16 protein-coding genes are annotated in these 18,096 nt (G+C 70.1%); all 16 read right to left on the reverse strand.

From position 1 onward, the window contains the following. Nucleotides 1-648: 648 nt before the first annotated feature. A complete protein-coding gene (locus ACQEU8_RS36270; RefSeq protein WP_433109203.1) occupies nucleotides 649-1,062 on the reverse strand; it encodes a hypothetical protein in 414 nt (137 codons plus the stop codon). A gap of 1,054 nt (nucleotides 1,063-2,116) precedes the next feature. After that, nucleotides 2,117-2,317, reverse strand: coding sequence for a hypothetical protein (locus tag ACQEU8_RS36275; RefSeq protein ID WP_433109204.1), 201 nt, complete (start codon nucleotides 2,315-2,317; stop codon nucleotides 2,117-2,119). A 66-nt stretch (nucleotides 2,318-2,383) separates the two neighbouring features. Continuing rightward, the gene (locus ACQEU8_RS36280) at nucleotides 2,384-2,617 is read right to left on the reverse strand and encodes a hypothetical protein (RefSeq protein ID WP_382106985.1); all 234 of its coding nucleotides are present in this window, start codon (nucleotides 2,615-2,617) and stop codon (nucleotides 2,384-2,386) included. Between the two features lie 129 nt (nucleotides 2,618-2,746). Next, nucleotides 2,747-3,121 (reverse strand): hypothetical protein, encoded by a 375-nt coding sequence (locus ACQEU8_RS36285; protein WP_433109206.1) that lies wholly within the window; start codon nucleotides 3,119-3,121, stop codon nucleotides 2,747-2,749. 90 nt (nucleotides 3,122-3,211) lie between these two features. Further along, nucleotides 3,212-3,598, reverse strand: a complete 387-nt coding sequence (locus ACQEU8_RS36290; RefSeq protein ID WP_433109208.1) for a hypothetical protein — start codon at nucleotides 3,596-3,598, stop codon at nucleotides 3,212-3,214. A gap of 487 nt (nucleotides 3,599-4,085) precedes the next feature. Then, the gene (locus ACQEU8_RS36295; protein WP_433109210.1) at nucleotides 4,086-6,200 is read right to left on the reverse strand and encodes a hypothetical protein; all 2,115 of its coding nucleotides are present in this window, start codon (nucleotides 6,198-6,200) and stop codon (nucleotides 4,086-4,088) included. Nucleotides 6,201-6,298: 98 nt separating this feature from the next. After that, nucleotides 6,299-7,051 carry a replication-relaxation family protein gene (locus ACQEU8_RS36300; protein ID WP_433109212.1) on the reverse strand — a complete coding sequence of 251 codons (753 nt, stop codon included), beginning with the start codon at nucleotides 7,049-7,051 and terminating at the stop codon, nucleotides 6,299-6,301. Nucleotides 7,052-8,067: 1,016 nt separating this feature from the next. After that, the gene (locus tag ACQEU8_RS36305) at nucleotides 8,068-9,837 is read right to left on the reverse strand and encodes a hypothetical protein (protein WP_433109214.1); all 1,770 of its coding nucleotides are present in this window, start codon (nucleotides 9,835-9,837) and stop codon (nucleotides 8,068-8,070) included. A 373-nt stretch (nucleotides 9,838-10,210) separates the two neighbouring features. After that, complete coding sequence (locus ACQEU8_RS36310; protein ID WP_433109216.1) at nucleotides 10,211-10,552, reverse strand: hypothetical protein; 342 nt, start codon at nucleotides 10,550-10,552, stop codon at nucleotides 10,211-10,213. Nucleotides 10,553-10,926: 374 nt separating this feature from the next. Continuing rightward, nucleotides 10,927-11,388 (reverse strand): NUDIX hydrolase, encoded by a 462-nt coding sequence (locus ACQEU8_RS36315; protein ID WP_433109218.1) that lies wholly within the window; start codon nucleotides 11,386-11,388, stop codon nucleotides 10,927-10,929. A gap of 22 nt (nucleotides 11,389-11,410) precedes the next feature. Then, nucleotides 11,411-13,030 (reverse strand): carbamoyltransferase family protein, encoded by a 1,620-nt coding sequence (locus ACQEU8_RS36320; RefSeq protein WP_433109220.1) that lies wholly within the window; start codon nucleotides 13,028-13,030, stop codon nucleotides 11,411-11,413. Next, nucleotides 13,030-13,896 (reverse strand): AAA family ATPase, encoded by an 867-nt coding sequence (locus ACQEU8_RS36325; protein ID WP_433109222.1) that lies wholly within the window; start codon nucleotides 13,894-13,896, stop codon nucleotides 13,030-13,032. Before ACQEU8_RS36325 ends, ACQEU8_RS36320 begins: the two co-directional genes overlap by 1 nt. A 1-nt stretch (nucleotide 13,897) precedes the next feature. Further along, nucleotides 13,898-14,929, reverse strand: a complete 1,032-nt coding sequence (locus ACQEU8_RS36330) for a Gfo/Idh/MocA family oxidoreductase (RefSeq protein ID WP_433109224.1) — start codon at nucleotides 14,927-14,929, stop codon at nucleotides 13,898-13,900. Continuing rightward, the gene (locus ACQEU8_RS36335) at nucleotides 14,926-15,828 is read right to left on the reverse strand and encodes a sugar phosphate isomerase/epimerase family protein (protein WP_433109226.1); all 903 of its coding nucleotides are present in this window, start codon (nucleotides 15,826-15,828) and stop codon (nucleotides 14,926-14,928) included. The genes ACQEU8_RS36330 and ACQEU8_RS36335 overlap by 4 nt, the downstream gene beginning before the upstream one ends. Continuing rightward, a complete protein-coding gene (locus tag ACQEU8_RS36340) occupies nucleotides 15,825-17,069 on the reverse strand; it encodes a methionine adenosyltransferase (RefSeq protein WP_433109228.1) in 1,245 nt (414 codons plus the stop codon). The genes ACQEU8_RS36335 and ACQEU8_RS36340 overlap by 4 nt, the downstream gene beginning before the upstream one ends. Continuing rightward, nucleotides 17,069-18,055: a glycosyltransferase gene (locus ACQEU8_RS36345; RefSeq protein WP_433109230.1), complete on the reverse strand. Its 987-nt coding sequence runs from the start codon at nucleotides 18,053-18,055 to the stop codon at nucleotides 17,069-17,071. Before ACQEU8_RS36345 ends, ACQEU8_RS36340 begins: the two co-directional genes overlap by 1 nt. Nucleotides 18,056-18,096: the final 41 nt, after the last annotated feature.

Below are 18,096 nucleotides of genomic sequence, written 5' to 3' on the forward strand. Positions count from 1 at the left end.
GGGGTCTGCCGTCCGGGGCTGCCATCCCCTTCTGACATCACTAATTCTGCCTTATATGAGGGTCCGAGTCCACCTGAAACAGGGGTCCGGGCGGGTGATCTGGATCACACATTTCCGCAGGTCAGGGGCGGTTTCCGCCCCACCGGCGGCGGCCTCGCCGGGCGGCGTCCGCCACGGCTCCCGCCCGGTGGGCGGGGGCTCCCCTCGGTCGGTCGGGCAGGCTCCGCCCGTACCCGGGTTCCGGCGGGGGTGCCAGGCTCGCGAAGCGACCGCGAAGCGGCCCGGCCTGGCGGCCCCGCCGGGTTCCGGGTAGCCCTCCGGGTGACCGACCGGCCGAGGGGAGACCCCGGCCACCCCCCACACCCCAGCCACCCACCGGCCCGCACCCGGCGACCAGCCCCCCGCCCCCTTGGGAGTGAGGGCCCCCGCCGGAGGCGTGCCGACCTGAGCAACCAATTCGCTTCGGTGCAGTGCAATGTAATGCAACGTAATGGAATACCGTGCCGACCGTCTGGGTTCACGGGCTGCCCGGCTGTCCGGTCCCTGTTGTCCTGGCGAATGGCCCGCTGTAGTTGGCGAGTTGTGGGCCACTCGTCTAGGTGGACCTGGCGAACGTGGCGAACCGGGGTGGTCGGCGGCTGTTGTGCGCTACGCCTCTGTCGTACGCAGGTAGGACCGGGCGAAGCGGGCTGCTGGCTCTACGAGCGGTGCCGCACCCTCGACGTCTCCGAGCTCCTCTGCCCGATCAGCCAGCGAGGCCGTGGTCTCCAACCAGGCGGCGAGCAGCACCGCAGTCTGCGGGTCCAGTGCGGCCATGTGCGAGGCAGCGCCCAGGACTCGCGCGTGAGTCGCCCGCTCCGCGCTGCCCGGGTAGGCGAACCAGGCCACGACACCGCCACCCACCACGCCGTCCGGGGCGATGTCCTCCGGTACGAACGCGGTGAGGACCAGGCCGCCCGCCTCGTCCTGGTCCACCATCCACCGCTCGTCAGGGAACGCCACGGCCTCGCCGGCGCGCAGTCGTAGAAGGGCTGCGGCCTCGCGCAAGAGCCCCTTCGTCATCACGGCCTCCGGTCGGAGAAGTGCCCGATAGCGTCACAGGAAGACGTCACACGGTGACGCCTGCTGAACGCGAACGCTTCCGCCACGCCCGGGTGCGACACCGAGGCGAGCAGTAACGGCTGTCCGAGCGCTTCCGGGTACCGAGCGGGCTGTCGCTGGCGTACCAGGTGTCCCCGCACTCCGGGCAGCGGAACCGGGGCCACGGGTGCCTCCGCCCCTCGACCAAAGCCCGGTACGCCTCGCCACCAGCTTCGATCGCCGCCCAGCGGGCGCGCGCCACCCTCCAGGCCCTCGTACGGCACGCTGCCCCGCAGTACCGGCGCGACCGCCTGCTGCCCGTGGGCAGTTCCATGCCGCACTGGCCGCACCGCCGGAGGTTCCTCCTGGCCATACCTCCAGAGTCCTCCCCTTCGGCGGTGCAGGCCAGCGCCGGTCAAGGTGCCTTCGTTGCGAGTCTGTGCGAGCAGATGGACCGGCCCACTGGAGGAACCTCAGAAACGCCATGATCGCTGAGACAGCGACACCGTGAACCTCTCAATGATCATGACGAGCCGCAGCAGAAGATGCCCCTCTCGCCATCTTCGCTGAGAAGGAACACCGGCGACGGCGCCGCTCGGCGCGGACGGACCCGGCCGGTCCGCGCCAGCGGACCCCGAACGGAACAGCCGCCCCGCCAGGGGCGTCCGTTCGGCCCGACGAAGGAGGGCCTGGTCCGCGTCAGCGGACCCCGGCCGCCGCGCGGCCGCCGGCCCCGAAGGGGCCCAGAAGGAGGGGCCGCGCCGCCAGGCGCGTCCACGGCCCGGTGCCGACGGCACTGGCCGACGAAGGAGGCCGGGGCCGGCGAGCACGCACCGGGCCACCAACACCGCCACGCCGCCAGGCGTGTCCGCTTCGGCCCGACGAAGGAGGGCCTGGTCCGCGTCAGCGGACCCCGGCCGCCGCGCGGCCGCCGGCCCCGAAGGGGCCCAGAAGAAGGGGCCGCGCCGCCAGGCGCGTCCGCTGCCGCGCCGGTGCGGCCCCCCGGCTTCGGGCGGGGGGCCGCACCGCGCGGGCTTCAGCTGCGGCGACGGTCGAGCATTTTCAGGACCACGCCCAGCACACCGCACACGACGAATGCGGGGATGAGGTGCTGAATCAGCCACCACACGCCGTCAAGGCCGATCGCGCCGCCCACGAACAGGGCACCGATTCCGACGATGATGGCCAGTCCGTAGCTGCGGCCGTCGTCCTGGCGGGTGTTGCGGTTCCGGGGCATCGTCTTGCTCCTCGTTGAAGGTTCGGGGCCGGGAGGGGCTGCCACCCCTCACGGCGGGGTTTCGCGTCAGCGGCGGACGGGCTCCAGGTCCTGGGGCATCCCGTGGTTCGCCACGAACTCCATGACGCCCGTGGCGGAGTGCATGACGACCGGGGGAGTGCCCTTCTTGATCACCGCGATCCACCCGAAGGAACGGCGCTCGGCGGCGTACAGGTATCCGCGCTGCTGGAGTCCGAGCAGTGCCTTGGTGGCCTGCAAGTTGGCCTGCGCCTGCTCGTCGGTGGTGGGGGTGTTCCGCATTGCGTCTCCCGGTGTTGAAGGTTCGGGCTGTCGTCGGGAGGGGCTGCCATCCCCTCCCGACATCACTAATTCTGCCTTATTTTGGGGTCCGGGTCCAGCTATGTGCGTCGCCCGATCGGGTGATCCAAGTCACACCAGGTTGCGGGCCTGGAGCACTCCGGCGAACTGGCGCGCGACGGTGGTGACCTGGGCTCGCGGGCGTCGGACGGCCTGGAGCCCCAACAGGCGCTGTCCGCCGCGCTGGATGACGTACGGCTCGCCGACTGGCGGAATCGCAAGGGCAATGAGCCCTTCCGCCGTGTCGACGCGCACGACGGGCGCATTGGTGACCGGATCGGTGCCGTACCCGACATTCACGGCCGGGACGCCGTGCTTGGTCAGTTCCTCGCTGATCGCGCGGGCCTCGATGATGCCGGACGCCGTGGCGGCGTCGACGTCGGCGGGCTTCGCGGCGGGCCAGTCGGGGGTGTCGACGGTCTCGGGCTTGGCCTGCTGGGTGCTCATGCTGCGTGTTGTCCTTGCGGTGTTGAAGGTGCGGGGCACGTCCGGGGCGGGCTGCCATCCCGCCCCGGACGGTGGGTCATGCGGGCTCGATCACTGGGTGTCGAGCGCCCGGCGGTGCAGCTCGGCGTACGCGAGCGACCGGCGGGCCCGGCTGAACGCCCGGCGGCGGTTGTCCAGCTCCGGGACCTCGTGCGCGCCGGTCGCGATGTCGCGGAGCATCCATTCGGGGACGTTCCCGAACGCCGTGCGGGCGGCCTCGTGCAGCTCCGGAAGGGTCTTGATCGCGTTGATCTCGTCGGCGGTGAGCGCGCCGGTCTCCAGCACGCACGGACCCATGACGCCGTACTCGTCGCGGCACGTCATGCACACGCGCGCCGGGCTGGACATGTCGGTGAAGACCATGTCCCCGACCGCGATCACGTCGTACGTCTCCACGATCCAGTGGGCGGCGGCCTCGGCGGCGGTGGTGGTGGTCATTTCGTCTCCCTGGTGTTGAAGGTTCGGGTCTGTCGTCCGGGGCTGCCATCCCCTTCCGACATCACTAATTCTGCCTTATTCGGGGGTCTGAGTCCACCTGGAACACCCCTCCGAACGGGTGACCTGAATCACATCTTTCCCCAGGTCAGGGGCGGTTTCCGCCCCACCGGCGCGGGCCTCGGTCGGCGGCCCCCGCCACAACTCCGCCCGGTGGGCGGGGGCTCCCCTCGGTCGGTCGGGCAGCTCCGCCGTACCGCCGGTTCTGCGGGGGGTGCCAGGCTCGCGCTCGCGCGACCGCGAAGCGGCCCGGCCTGGCGGCCCCCGCAGGTTCGGCGGTAGCCCGAAGGGTGCCCGACCGGCCGAGGGGAGCCCCCGGCCACCCCCCACACCCCAGCCACCCACCGGCCCGCACACGACCACGGAGCCCCCACCCCCTTGGGAGTGAGGGCCCGCCGGAGGCAGAAAAGCGTGAAGCTCAGCCTCTTGATCAGAACGCGTCGCTGGCCGGCTTCGGTGCTGCGGGCGTGCTCGGCGAAGGCTTCGGCACGGCGACCGGAGTTTCCTGTGCGGCCTGTTCCGCCGCGGCGTCGGTGTCGGCCGCCTCGACGTGCTTCTCGTCGGCCTCCTCCGGTTCGTCCTCGACCTCTGGCGGTTCTTCCTCCCAGCCCTCGTACTCGGTGGCGCCGTCCGGCTTGTGCTCCGGGACCGTCTCGGCGGGTTCGGCGTCCTCTCCGGCCGGCCGGGCAGAGGGGAGTTCTTTCGTGAGGTCGACCGGGGGTTGTTGCTCCACTGCCTCGTCCGGTTCGGTCTCCGGCACGGGATACCGCGGAGCGAGGGCCATCTGCACCGTCTGGGAAGAATCCTCCGGGTGGCCGATGGCGACGATGGCCTCGCCGACTCCGAGTTCCCTGAGCTGGTTCGGGTGGACCTTGAAGCGGTCGACCTGGCGGAGCGAGCCGACACCGGACCCGGCCGTGGTCGAGCCGAGGACTCCGATGTCCTCCTGGACCTGAAGGGTCTCCTCCCAGCCCTCGTACGTTCCCAGCAGTTCCGCGACCTGCTCCGCGGACGCCTTGGTGCGATGCAGGATCAGCACGTCAGCGTTGGTGAGCACGGCGTTGAGGAACGCGTCGGAGACGTCCGCCAGGTCCGCCAGGTCCTGGGTACACACGAACAGACCACCGCCGGCGGCGCGCAATCGCTGGAACAGGCCCGTCATCGTGCTGCCGCCGAGTCCGCTGAACTCATCGACGCCCGCGATGAACAGTCCGCCGTTCTCCCCGAAGTTCTCCGCCAGCAACCGGTCACCGACGGACCCCAGGTCCGTGAGGAACAGGTTGCCGATCTGCCGCGCCGCCTTCGCGTCGGTGTTCGCCGCGAGGGAGAACAGGACGATGTCGCCGCGCTTGACGGACTCGTAGAGGTCGACGCCGTCCGGTGTCTCGACCAGGACGCGCCCAGCGTCGCCCGAGACCAGGTTCCGGATGCGTGTGGCCAGGCCGGGGATCGACCGCTTCAGGTCCTTCGCCTCGGTGTTGAGGTAATTCAGGTAGTCGCCCAGTTCCTTCTGCAGCCGCGGGGAGAAGTTGTTCGTCCGGGAAGCGAGCGACTTCAGCGTCAGCAGTCGGGCGAGATCGGGAAGGTCCCGGCGCCAGGCTCGCGTCGTCCCGTCAGGGAACAGCTCTGTCACGCTCCCGCGGACCAGGTCGTCCAGGGCGCGGACGGCATACAGCAGGAACTCCTCGGCGGCCTCACGGTGGTGCGGCTCGGAGAACCCGCCGCCGGCCACCTGATCCAGGCACTCCACGATGCGGCTGCGGATCTGCTCGGCAGATCCGTGACGGATCGGGTTGTACGTCGTGCCTGCCCCGGTGACGGTCACCAGTTTGAACCGGCGCCCCGCGTGGTGCGCTCCTCCGGCCATCGCCTCGATCAGCATGGGGTCCGCCTTCATGTCGGCGAACAGAAACCCGATGCCCAGAGGACGGGCGTGAGGGCTGACGACCAGTTCGTACACCAGCTGCTCGATCGTGCGGGACTTTCCGTAGCCGGAGGCTCCGGGGATGAACCCGTGCCGCTTCATCGCCCGGCCGCTGATCTCACACGCCTCGCCGGTCAGCTTGTCCACGCCCAGCCGGATGCGGAGATCGTCCAAGCTCTGCGCCGGAGGACGGTCGTCGTTCTGCGCGAGTTCCCGCAGCTTCGCCTCGATCTTCTTGCGAGGGACCGGGTTCTTCACCTCTCGCCATTCGGCCTGGAACTTCGCCCGGCGGATGAGCCACGCTCCGCCAACTCCGGCCGCGATGGTCACGCTGAACGGGATCTGGTTACCCGTCCAGTTCAGCCAGTTCTCCTGGGCCAGTTCTGCCAGAGCCGTCCGGTTCGGGCTGTTCCACATCGCCGTCCCCAGCTCACGGTAGGGAACCAGATACCACCGGAAGAACCCGACCAGTGCCCCGCCGACTACAGCGGCCCAGCCGCCCCAGCACACCCAGAGCCGGGTACGCCGAGGAAAGCGGCGGCCGGCCGCGACCAGGACCAGGACCAGAACGGCCGCGATGGGGTTGAGGACGGCGAGCACGACACCCGCCGCCCTCGCCACGGCCTCACCGGAGTTCGGGTTGATGGGCTGCGAACTCTGCCACTGCGTCGCGGGTCTGCCCGCAATGTTCCCCCGAGTTCGCTGGCTGCCTGGTGTGCTCACTCTGCTCCCCGTTCTCCCGCGTCCCAGACGCGGACTGCGATCTTCTGCCCTCGACCTAGCTCAACTGAAGCCGCGTTCGCTTCCTCCGCCGCCAGCTCCACGTTCCGGAGCAGTTTGGGAAAGGCCCAGTACATGGCGTAACTGATGTGATCGGCATTGACGTACAGCAGCATGTTCCGCACGAGACGCGGCCGCGGCTTCCTCGTCCGCTCCAGCTCGTGAGCCCACACCGTCCCGTCCGGACGAACGCCCACCAGATCCGGATACCGGCGGCCGCGCTCGTTCTCGCCTGTTGACACCGAGTAGGTGGGTTCCGTGCTCGTGTATTGGTTCGGTGTGTCACGCGCACGGATCTCGCGCTCGGTCACCAACTCGTCGTCCGGCCTGATCTCCGCGATGTGCTGGGCTAGGTCGATGACGGCCAGGTCGTGGTTGTACTCCTTGATGTTCGGCGTGCTCGCGTTCCCAGCGATGTTCAGAAGCTCCGTCGCGTACTTGGTCAGCCAGAACACCTGGGCGCGTCGGCCTGGAAGCTGACCGGCTGACAGCAGACCCATCTCCGTCAACGCTCGGAGCCGGCGGTAGACCACCTGCCGCGACGGGAGAACTCCGGCGAACTCGCGCGTCACCTGTTCCGCAGTCACTCCATACCAGCGCCCGATCCACTCCAGGACCTGCGTATCCCGCTCAGTAAGGCGCCGGTTTCGTCCCCTCGGCACCATCACCTCACGAACTACGACCTCCACCACACTCAACTCCCGCCGTTACTCGCCAACTCACGCCGTGCGGCACACGGCAAAACTCTGAGGTTCAAACCGGCCTTCCCCGCCCGCAGGGGCCGAGGTACGAGAGCCTCTGCCGTGGTGGCCGACGAAGGAGGCCACCACCAGATCAAACCAGCCGACCCCGCCAGGGGTCGACCACGGTCCGGCGCCCTGGTGCCAGGCCAAAGGCCCCCCAGGGGCCGACGCCTGGCACCAGGTGAACGCCGCCGGACCACAAAGCGCCGCCCGCAGGGCGTCCACATCAGTAACCCTGACCACGTCGGTGGGAAACCCTCACTCGACCTCAGCACCCCCGCCTCGATACCCCTCACGGCCTTACGGCCGGGCCGCCGGAGCGAACTCGCCCCACCGCAAGACGGGAACTCGCGGTGGGTGAAGACGTTGCATCACGACTTCCTTGGTCAGAGCGGCCGGCCCCAGCACACCGGCAGCGGCCTATCACCGACTCCTGCGAACCCCCCAGCGGCCAGCCCTGTCACGGCCGGATGTTCCACCCAGAGTTTCGCTGATGATCCGCCCCGCCCACTCCTCCCGCGACAACCAGCTGACATCCCACAACCGAACCACCCACCGGCCCACTCTAGTTCTTCAATAAAATCTCTTCTCTTTGTCCTTCGTCTTTCTCTCTTTCCTTTCTCTTTGTCCTTCTTCTTTGTCTTTCACTCTCTTCTACTCACTCCCACTCTCCTTCTCTCAGTTCCTCTCAGTTCCTCTCCAACCTCCACCACACTCAACCTGTGCTCCCCCCACCCGCTCTGACCTGAACCCACGTGCTGCACCGAGACCACCCACTTCCTGAGGGACGATGGGAGTGGGTGGTCTCGGTGCAGCACGTGGAAAAGGGCAGGTCAGAGCGGGTGGGGGGAGCACCCTTTGTCACACCCTGTTTTACACATGGTTTTACACCCTGCGGCAAACTCTGAGTTTGCTAGCAGGGTTCGCGCTGCCGAACTGTGGGGCGGCTACCCAGCGGGGGACCTCTAGGCGGCCGCCCCCAACTTCGCCATGTACCGGCGCTCACGCAACTCCGCCACCCTGGCCTTCCTCTGGGCCGGCATCAGGTCCCGGAAACGCGCCTTCCACTCGTCTCGGCGACTCTTCCTCTCCTCCGCGGGCAAACTCGCCCACCACGCTTCACGACGCCTCTGGTCGGCTGCTGCACGCTTCTGGAGGGCCTTCTCCTTCTGCTCCTGCCAACGCCGCTGCAGCTTCTCCCTGGTCGCTTCCCAGGCCCGCGCGAAGGCTCCTCTCTCCCGCTCGATCCGCGCTGCGGTGGCAGCCTTCCGCTGGGTCATTGAGCGCGACTCCTTCACGGCCTGGCCGGTCAGCTCCCAGCCCTGCCGTCCTGCACGAGCGATGCCCAGCTTCCTCAGCACCTGGAGGCCGGTCTCCACGTTCTCCAGCTGTGCCCGGGTCGGGTGGGGGGTGGGGTGGTAGCCGCTGAGGCGGTAGAGCTGGGTCACCGTGTGGGGGCGGGGGTGGAGGGCCAGGGTCGTAGCGAGGCTGAACCAGGAGCGGCTGCGGGGGGCGGGGGTGTGACTACAAGGTGGTTCAGAAGTTTCAGCACGGAAGTCCAGCGCGAGCAGGTTCAAGCTGAACTCGTGGGACGCCTTGGGGCCCATGCTCTGGTCGTAGGTGCGGGTCCTGATGAGGATGCCGTCCTCCACGAACGCCTCCAGGGCGCCCCGGATCGTGTTCCGGCTCTTGCCGGTGTCGTTCTCCAGGTCGCGTTCAGGCAGCGGCCGGCAGGCCAGTCCCTGACGCGCCATACGGTCACCGATGGCGGCAAGGATGTGCTCGCGGCTGTGCCGGGTCGCGGTGGTCCAGTTCGGCCAGTGGAGTTCTCGTACGCCTGCCAGAAGTGGGCCGGTGACTTTCTTCCAGCGCTCCGACGGGGATTTACCGGTGCGGCTGCTCCGGTGGTCGTCCACGTACTCGACGGCCGCGTTCCAGCAGTGCTTCACCCACCAGCGGTGGCCGCGCTTGCGGGCGCGGTGGAAACCGAGGTGTGCGGGGTCGCTGACTACCTGCCATGCGGCCTCGGCGTCGTACCCCGCGATGACAAGGCGGGCTGTGGAGAGCAATTCGCTCAGGGACCGGTCCACCCAGTAATCGGGGCCGGGCTTACGAAGACGCTCCCAGAACTCCCCCTCCGGAATCGTGGAGAGGCGACGACGCCAGGGAGTTGCCGGGTTTTCCTTTCGCAGAGTTGTAACCGGGCGGGTGCACTGGGGCATGTTCATGGCCCACGACGGCAGCGTGTTGGCGGCGCTCTCCACGAACTCGGGGAGGTCGACGCGGCCGGTTCGGCGGTGCGGTGCGGAAAGGGGCCGCAGGGTGCGGCGCCAGTCGATCTGGCGGGAGGTGGCGCCCCAGTGGGCGCGGACCGTCTCCACTGTGGTCTTGAACTCGGCGCGGGCGGCCTGGGTGCGGAAGCACGCGATCAGGTGCCAGCGGCCGGCGCCGCCGCCTGAACGGCGGGTGACGAACCAGCCGTCCAGTTCTCGGGCCCGGCTGGTGAGGTGTTCGAGCGCGCTGGTGCTCCAGTCCTCGTCGTCACCGTCGATGTCCACCGCGACCGCGCTCTCCCGGAGGGTGGCGACATAGGAGGCGGCTCGGCCGGTACGGACAAACTCGGCGGCCTGGCTCAGGAACTTCAGCGGCCGGTCGGTGGCGACCTTCGAGTTTTCACTGTCGATGCAGAACACCGGGGCAGAGAACAGGAGGTCGTCCAGCAGCAGAGCGGCCACGCGGGCTCGCTCAGTAGCGCTCTCGGTGTTGTTCCCCGTCTGCTGCCGGGGCAGGGACGGAGTGCTGGGCAGGGGGAACAGCGGCTCGGTGGCCGCGGCCCTGTGCGTACGGGGCTCGGCGGTGGGTACCCCAGCGAACGGTGCGCGTGACACACCGTTTTGAGGCAAGGAGGTGCCGGCCCGGGGACCTGTGGCTATGATGGTCTCCAGAACTGAACGACATCAGGCAGCACAAAGCCCGCATCGGGCGGTGTCGCCGACGTCATTGGAAGAGGCGCTGGTCAGCTCCCTGGCGACCAACCTGATCGCTGACAGTGCCTCGGGATTCAGTTTTCGTATGGCCCCGCGGGTCAGTCCCCGGGGCGTGTATCAGCTACGTCGATATGCCCCCATGGCGACTACCCCGAGGGAGGGGTGCGTCCTGAGCCGGGTCGGACGGGCGCGATGCACCCTCGATTCCCTCAATCTCCTTCTTCACCATCTCGGCCGTGCGCTTCCAGTCCAGCGGCTGCTCACCGCGCAGCACCAGGTGCTCCACGACGGCGCCGATGAGTCCGGCGGCGGCCAGGCGGGGGTGAATCTCCCGCAGCTTGGGGATCAGGGCCTCCGCCACCACGGGCGGCAGGTTGACGGTGATCCGCCAGTTCTCGCCGGAGGCAGGGTCATAGCTCGACTCACGGTTGGTGAGCATCCGCTTGTTCCCAGTCCCGGCCATGATCCGTATCTTGCCATCTCCGACCCCTTCCGTGCATCACGAATCACGCGTGTCGGAGCACTTTTTTCAGGCCCGTCCCGCCCTGCTCACAGGGGAATGTCTGGTCTTACCCCTGTTCATGTCGGCTTGCCCTCGGTGGAGTCCGGGCGTCAACGAGGCACGGGGGTGTCCGCCCCCGGGGGTGACAGCTCGTCACCCCCGCTCTGCAGAAGCGTTAGACAGGATGTCGGCTCTTGCGGCGGCGCTGTGGGCTGCCCGCAGACGTGCGACAGCCGGAACGTACGACGGTCCCCTCGGTGCGGACCGAAGGGACCGGGATGGGGGACTCGGGCGGCAAACCGTCCGGCAGTTCGCGGAATGGGCCCTTGGAGCGTTCAGCCAAGAACGGTTGGCTGCTCCGGAGTGCCGTGCTTGAGGAGATCAGCGATCAGGTCGGCAAGGCCGACTGGATACACCGTCTCCCTGGTGTCTTGGAGTTCTTGGAGCGTCCACCAGCGGCTGGCCCGGATGTTGTCGGTCTGGGTCGCGCGAGCCGGGTCAAGGTCGGAAGCCTCGATGTGAGCGAGGAAGTATTTTTCGACCTGGCGGACCTGGTGGCCGCCCACGGAATGGTCCTGCTGGCGTTCAGCGACCTGAGCGCTCAGGGTGACGTCCGTGGCGCCGAGTTCTTCGCCGAGTTCCCGCAGAACGGCCGTGGGGTAGTCCTCGCCGGGTTCCAGACTGCCGCCGGGGGTCGCCCAGAAGCCGCCGTTCTCGTCGTAGGCCAGTAGCAGGACGCGCTGGTGGGAGTCGAGAACGACGGCTCGGGCCGCCTCGCGGAGGGGCAGAGTGTTCATGAGGTTCAGTCTGGCAGGCAGTTCAGTCCCGCTCGATCAGGTAGCCCCCGATGCATACGGCGTCCAGGTCGCACGCCTGGAACGTGGCCAGTGCGTGCGCGGGGGTTTCCACGATGGGTTCCCGGTCGTTGAAACTCGTGTTGAGTACGACCGGGGTTCCGGTGATCCGGTGGAAGTGCTCGATCAGGGATGCGAACGCGGGGGCCGCGCTCGGGTCGACGGTCTGAACACGGGCGGTCCGGTCGACGTGAACGACTCCCGCAATCTTGTCCGCTCGGTCAGCCCTGACCGGCGGTGCCAGCAACATGAAGGGGCTGGGCACGTCGAGCTCGAACCAGTTACGTGCGTGGTCGGCGAGGACGGCCGGCGCGAAGGGACGGAACGGTTCGCGGTGCTTGATGCGGTTGTTCAGTGCCTCCGAACTGGACGTCGTGCGGGGGTCGGCAAGGATGCTGCGGCCACCGAGAGCACGGGGGCCTAGTTCGCTGCCGCCCTGGAACCAGCCGATGATCCGTCCGTCCGCGATCATCTGCGCGGCCGCAGCTGCGATGTCGCTCTCCCGTCGCCACCGGTACGGCGTCCGTCGACGCTCGGCGAGTCCGGAGCGCGGGTCACGGGTGAGGGCCTGCTCGATCTCGGTGTCCGTGTACGTGCGGCCGAAGTAGTCGTGCGCGAGCGGACGGCGGGGGATCTCGCCTGTCATCTGATGCCATGCGTACAGGGCACACCCGAGTGCCTGCCCCCGGTCGGAGGAGGCCGGCGGCGCGAAGTATCCGCTGACCGTGTCCAGGCGGCGGAGTTTGTCGGCGGCGACGCAGTTGAGGGCGACGCCGCCGGCGAAACACAGGTTGCCCAGGCCGGTGGCGGCGATGGTTTGTTCGGCCAGGGCGCTCAGGGCCTGTTCGGTCTGGGCCTGGACGTACGCCGCGGCGTCGGTGCCGCGTTGATCGCCGCCCCGGCTGTCGGGCGGGCCGAAGTCGGCGCCGGTTCGTTCCGTGAGTTCGGCGACGCCTGCGGCGTGGGTGCGGGTGAGGTGGCCGTGGACGGTGGCACCGGTGACGTCGAACAGCGGGGTCCGGTGGGCGCCGGGGTCGCCATAGGAGGCGAGGGCCATCGTCTTCCCGGCTTCCTGTTCGTGCCACCCGAGCCAGTTCGTGAACGCCTCGTACGTGGCACCGATGCCGCCCGCGCGGGGCCGCTCGGGCGGGTTGCCGCCGAGGCGGTCGATGCCGTCGCGGGTGGCGGCGTAGTAGGTCTCGGTGTCGTGGTTGTTGCCGCCGCCGTCGACCACCAGGACGGTTGCCTCGTCGTACGGGCTGAGGCAGTACGCGGTGTACGCGTGGCTGAGGTGGTGGTCGACGGGGACGATCCGGGCCGGGTCGATGCCGAGGTGGGTCAGGCCGGTCTCGCCGGCGGTGGGCGGATGGTGACCGATGCCGCTGACCGCGATCAGGTCGACGTCCTGAAGCTGCACCTGGGCGGCACGCAGGCAGTACAGGAGGGCGGCCTGCCAGCCGGAGCTGTAGCGGGTGCGGTTGAGACGTTCCTCGCTGATGGCGACCATCGTGGTGTCGGTGATGAGAGCGGCGCCGCCGTCGTGGCCGAGGTTGACGCCGACGACGACGGGGGTGTGGGCGGTCATCAGGCGGCCCCTCGGGCGGGTTCGGCCAGCAGGTCCCACAGCCCGGTGTTCCCCGCCCGGTCACGGTGCAGAGCGCCGAGCTGGCAGAGCTGGACCGTGCCGCCGCGGTGGGCGAACGGTTCGGTGAAGGGGTGGCCGAAGGACTCCAGTCCACCGAGCGCGTCGTACACGGGCCGGAACCGGGGGTCCAGTTCCGGGCGGGACTCCGGAGCGGGGGCGGCGGTGAGCCGCGTCGCCATGTCGGTGAGCCCGGCTTCACCGAGAAGTCCGCTGACCTGCGCGAGGACGGTGTCCGGGGTGGCGCCGTCGGTCTTGATGATCACCGGCGGGGTGGGACACAGGGTCGGGGCGATGTCGGTGTAGAAGACGTGCAGCCGCTCCAGCAGCCCCTGGTCGAACCACTGCTGCCAGCGTGGCCGCTCGGCCACGCTCCCCCGGCGCGTCAGGCTCTCGCTGGGGCTGACCAGGAGGATCGCCGTCAGGACCTGCTCGGGCAGGGCGGCGGCGATGTGGCGGGCGTAGAAGTCGCGGGCGGTGCGGTAGGGGAGGCTGTCGTCCGCGCGGGTCGCCCAGCAGTAGGCCAGGGCGCCGAGGTGGTTTCGATCGGAGATCAGCAGCCGGGTGGCCGGGTCGGCGGCGAGCCGGGCGGCAGCGCGGGCCTTGTCCAGCTCGTGGCGCAGGAACCAGAGGCTGTGTCCGGCGGTGGAGGGGTGGACGGGGGCCCGCAGGCCGGTGCTGAGGCGGGCGTTGGGCTCGGTGAACCACAGGCACTCGTCGCCGAGGACGGGCACCATCCGCGCGAGCAAGCTGGTCTTGCCTGCTCCGGGAGGCCCGTCGAGCACGAGTACAGGGGCGTGGGCGGGCATGTCAGTCCTTCCGGGGGTGCGGGCCGGGGCGGCAGATGGCGGCCATCGCGAGCGCGAGGTCTTCCACCCGTACCGCGAGGGCGGCGCTGGTGGGCAGGTCGGCCGGGTACTGCCCGGCCAGCCGGTCGCTGACGGCCTGCCACATGGCGGCGAACGGGTCCGGGAACCCGCTCTGCTCGCCGCTGGCGGTGGTGACGCGTGTCGTGGCGGCCGGCTCGTAGGGGCGGGCGAAGTCCACCGTGGCCGCGTCGGACGGGCCGCTGAAGTGGATCTGCTCCAGGAAGCGGCCGGGCGGGGTGGCGCTGATGACCAGAGTGAAGGGCTCGGCGCCCGGCCCGTACAGCAGCGCGTGGAGGGACCGACCGTCGGCGTCGAGCGTGCACGCGGCCGGCGTGATGCCGGGGGCGGCCAGGACTAGGGCGGTCAGCAGGTGGTAGCCCTGCCACAGCAGCGTCTGGAGCGCGGTCACCTGGTGCGGGCCGGACAACTGCTCGGGTACCGCCTGGGGCGGGTCGTCCGCGAAGGTGTACGGGCTGAAGCCGGGCGGCAGCAGGCGCCGCCGGGCGGCCTCGTCCACCCCGTCGGCCTTGATCAGCCAGCCGCCCGCCAGGTCGGGGACCGCCGCGAGGGCGACGTGCAGGGCCGGGTCGTGGGCACGCATCGCCCCGACTTCCAGCAGCAGCCCCGATTCCTGCGCGCGGTCGGCCAGTTTGCGGGTGCTGGTGACGTCCAGCCCGACCGGCTTCTCGGTGAAGACGTGCGTCTGCGCGTCCAGCGCCGCTTCGATCAGGTCCCCGTGCACGCCAGTGAGGATCACCAACATGTCCGCACCGTCGAGCAGGTCCTTCGTGGTGCCGGCGACGCGGGGCACCGCGAAGCGGGTGGCGGCGGCGCGGGCCCGCGCCGGGTCGCGGTCGGCCAGTGCCGTCACCTCGAAGGCCGGGTGGGAGGTGAGCAGGGGCAGGTGGAGACCGAATGCGGCGGCGCCGCATCCGGCGACGGCCAGTCTCCACGGCCGCGTCTGCAGGCTCATCGGGATGCCTCCTCGGGGTTCCAGCAGATGGTGGCCGCGCGGTGGGAGCGGGCGGCGATCTCGTCCTCGGGCAGGGCCCGCAGGACGGGGTTGAACAGCTCCACCGAAGCGGTCCCGGTGTAGCCGACCCGGGTGAGCGCGTCGGCGAAGGCGGGCCAGGGGAGGGCGCCGTCGCCGGGGAACAGCCGCAGGGCGTCCGTCCAGCCGCGCGGGGTGCCGGCGTGCGGGATGTCGGCGATCTGCACGTGACCGACCGTGCCCATGCCGAGTGCCGTGATGTGGTCGGGGTCGGCTCCGGCGACCGCCCAGTGGAAGGAATCGACCAGCACCGCGGCGTTGTCCGTGCCGCTCTCGTGCAGCAGCTCGGCGAGGGCGGGCAGGGTGACGGCCACCGGGTGGGGTCCGTCGAGTTCGGGAGGCAGTCCGTCCACGACGCTGACCGCCTCCACCGCCAGGCGCACGCCGTACTCGGCGGCGGCGTCCGCAAGTCGGACGATCCGCTGGCGCGCGAGGACCAGGGCGTCGCCCTGGTCGAGCTCGGAGAAGGGGTTGAGGACGGTCGTGGCGACGGGACAGCCCAGCTCGGCGAACGTCTTCAGCCGCTCGTCCAGGGTCTGCAGGTGCTCGTCGTACGCCGCCGTGTCGACCAGCAGCGGGGCGGGCAGTACGGGACCGGCGGGCAGGATGCCGCTGGCGGCCGCCACGGTCAGCCCGTACTCGGCCAGCAGGTCGCGCACCCGGGCGGCGCCCAGGGCCTGGGCCTGCTGGATGGACATCTCGACCGCCTCGAACCCGGCGGCCGACGCCAGGCCGAGGAAGTCGGGCAGGTCGACGCCGGACAGGGTGGCCGGGTTCAGGCACGGTCGCAGCGGGGCGGCACACTCGCGGCGGGCGGTCATGCGGTGGCCAGCTTCCCGGCCAGCAGCCGCTCCCGCAGGCCCTCCAGGTCGTCCATCACGGCGGTGAGGACCCGGCGGGCGTCGGCGGCCAGGATCGGGTTCGGGCCGGAAGTCTGGACGACGGCCTGCCACGGGTCGGCCAGGTCCCGGCCGGACTGCGAGACGAGTGCGACCGCGCACTCCAGCCCGGTTTCCTCGTGCAGCCGACGGGCGGCCTCCGTGGCGGCCAGGTTGTAGAGCTTGCCGACGTGGTAGACCGGGTTCTTGCCGGAGACGCCTTCGGCCGACCAGGGGCGGAGCATCGAGATCAGCCCGTTGGAGCGGTTGCCCCGGCCGACCACGCCCTCGTCGCCGGACTCGATGGATGAGCCGGTGGCGGTCAGGTAGAGCTCGGGCCGCTGGTCCTGGTCGCGGGTGTTGACGGAGACCTCGATGTCCACGGTCGGAGCGATCCGCGCGGCCGTCTCGATGATCAGCTCCCGGGCCTGGGCCCGGCGGGCGATGTAGGTGTCCAGGTCCGGGGTGTGCCGGGCGATCTGCGGCACGCACGCCGTCAGGCGCACGCGGGTGCCGGTGCGCACGACCATCAGCTTGATGTCCGTGCCGAAGTACGGGTGCTCGGCTCGGAAGGTCTCGCTGCTCAGGTGCGTCTCGATGCCGCTGGCGAGCTGTTCGCCGATACCGAGGGGGGCATAGCCGACGCCGGCGGAGGTGTCGTTGGAGAACAGGCGGTGCCGCTCGGCGAGGTCGTCCAGGCTCCGCGGGGCGAACCAGCGCTGGCGGGACGCCTCCCGGTCGGCGTTCGCGCCGGTGGTGACCGCTCCGGGGCTGGACGCCTGGGTGAGCCGGGGCCTCACCTGTACCCACCGCTCGGTGTCCAGCAGCGGCAGGGCGGCACCCAGGAACTGCCGCGCCGCCGTGGTGACGATGTCCTCGACGGGGATGCTCTGCTCGCCCAGCGCGGTCGTGATCCGCCCGTTGACCAGGACCTGGATCGGGGCGGTCATTTCGCCGCGTCCGAACGCGACGTCGGCGGCGCCGCCCAGCAGCGCGAGCTTGTCGGTGTTGTGGTGCAGGATGGCGCCGAAGTGGTCCAGGCAGTACGCGCTGTAGGCACGGGAGATCGCCTCTGCCATGCCGTCGGCGAGGGTGTCGGGGTGGCCGGAGCCCTTCCGCTCGATCACCTCGACGGCGTTCTCGGCGGCGGCGGGGTACAGCCCTGCGGCCGTGATGACGTCCATCAGCAGCTCTCCTTGGTCTTTTGGGCGGGCAGTTGGGCGAGCGCGATCGGACGGCGGCCGAGCAGCCGAAGGCGTCCGCGCTCCAGGTGGTAGGCCCCGATGCGGGCGAGGTCGCGGGCCGACTCCACGGCGCGGGAACGGTCCAGGAAGGTCCATCCGGCGGCCAGCCCGATCACGGCCTGGTGCACGGCCTCGCGCCCGGCCTGGATGGCGGCGGGCTCGACACGCACGCTCAGGTGCATCCGGGCGACGCACACCCCGTGACCGGCGCCTTGGCGGACGAAGTACCGCAGGGTGGTCTCCGGCCGGTAGACGGGGTGGGAGACGACGGCGGCCGGCTCGATGAGGGTCTGGTGACCGGCCTGACGGGCGCGGTCCACGAACTCCAGATCCTCGCAGTCCCCGAGCCACCGGCCACGGCGCCCCAGGTCGGTGCGGAACAGGCCGATGTCGAGCGCCGTCTGACGGTCAAACAGCAGGTTGCAGCCGGTGACCCAGTACGGCCACACCGCCAGCTCGCGGTGGTCGGGCCAGTCCACCGCACCGTGGCACTCGCGCAGGGCCTTCGTCAGCGCGGTCACTTCGCCGCCGGGGTACTCCACGACGGTGCGGCCGCCGACGGCGAACACCTTCTCCTCCTCGATCGCGGTCACCAGAGTCCGCAGCCACTCCGGTTCGGGGGTGATGTCCGGATCGGTGATGGCGACGTAGCGGCCCCGGGCCGCACAGACCCCGCGGTTGCGCCCCGCGCTCAGCCCTGGCGTCGGCTCGTACAGCACCCGGACCGCAAACGGCCAGTCACCATCCCGGACGGCCTCGGCGATCGGGCGGACCGGTCCAGGCAGGTCGTTGTCCACGACCACCGCCTCGAACCGGTCGGCGGGCAGGCTCTGGCGGGCCAGGGCATCCAGCAGGTTCCGCAGACGTGCGGTGTTCCCACGGGCGCTCACCACGACCGACACCAGGGGCGGGTCCAACTCGCCCATCGGCGCTCCTTCCTTCACACGGCGTGTTCGGCGGGTCCATG

The organism is Streptomyces sp. CA-250714, assembly GCF_050936705.1.
GTDB lineage: Bacteria > Actinomycetota > Actinomycetes > Streptomycetales > Streptomycetaceae > Streptomyces.

What these genes read in the sequence shown, in the direction of transcription:
- ACQEU8_RS36275 (WP_433109204.1), bottom strand. Translation starts at nt 2,317, where the DNA reads ATGCCCCGGAACCGCAACACCCGCCAGGACGACGGCCGCAGCTACGGA.
- ACQEU8_RS36345 (WP_433109230.1), bottom strand. Translation starts at nt 18,055, where the DNA reads ATGGGCGAGTTGGACCCGCCCCTGGTGTCGGTCGTGGTGAGCGCCCGT.
- ACQEU8_RS36310 (WP_433109216.1), bottom strand. Translation starts at nt 10,552, where the DNA reads ATGGCCGGGACTGGGAACAAGCGGATGCTCACCAACCGTGAGTCGAGC.
- ACQEU8_RS36320 (WP_433109220.1), bottom strand. Translation starts at nt 13,030, where the DNA reads ATGACCGCCCACACCCCCGTCGTCGTCGGCGTCAACCTCGGCCACGAC.
- ACQEU8_RS36340 (WP_433109228.1), bottom strand. Translation starts at nt 17,069, where the DNA reads ATGGACGTCATCACGGCCGCAGGGCTGTACCCCGCCGCCGCCGAGAAC.
- ACQEU8_RS36270 (WP_433109203.1), bottom strand. Translation starts at nt 1,062, where the DNA reads ATGACGAAGGGGCTCTTGCGCGAGGCCGCAGCCCTTCTACGACTGCGC.
- ACQEU8_RS36325 (WP_433109222.1), bottom strand. Translation starts at nt 13,896, where the DNA reads ATGCCCGCCCACGCCCCTGTACTCGTGCTCGACGGGCCTCCCGGAGCA.
- ACQEU8_RS36290 (WP_433109208.1), bottom strand. Translation starts at nt 3,598, where the DNA reads ATGACCACCACCACCGCCGCCGAGGCCGCCGCCCACTGGATCGTGGAG.
- ACQEU8_RS36330 (WP_433109224.1), bottom strand. Translation starts at nt 14,929, where the DNA reads ATGAGCCTGCAGACGCGGCCGTGGAGACTGGCCGTCGCCGGATGCGGC.
- ACQEU8_RS36335 (WP_433109226.1), bottom strand. Translation starts at nt 15,828, where the DNA reads ATGACCGCCCGCCGCGAGTGTGCCGCCCCGCTGCGACCGTGCCTGAAC.
- ACQEU8_RS36315 (WP_433109218.1), bottom strand. Translation starts at nt 11,388, where the DNA reads ATGAACACTCTGCCCCTCCGCGAGGCGGCCCGAGCCGTCGTTCTCGAC.
- ACQEU8_RS36285 (WP_433109206.1), bottom strand. Translation starts at nt 3,121, where the DNA reads ATGAGCACCCAGCAGGCCAAGCCCGAGACCGTCGACACCCCCGACTGG.
- ACQEU8_RS36280 (WP_382106985.1), bottom strand. Translation starts at nt 2,617, where the DNA reads ATGCGGAACACCCCCACCACCGACGAGCAGGCGCAGGCCAACTTGCAG.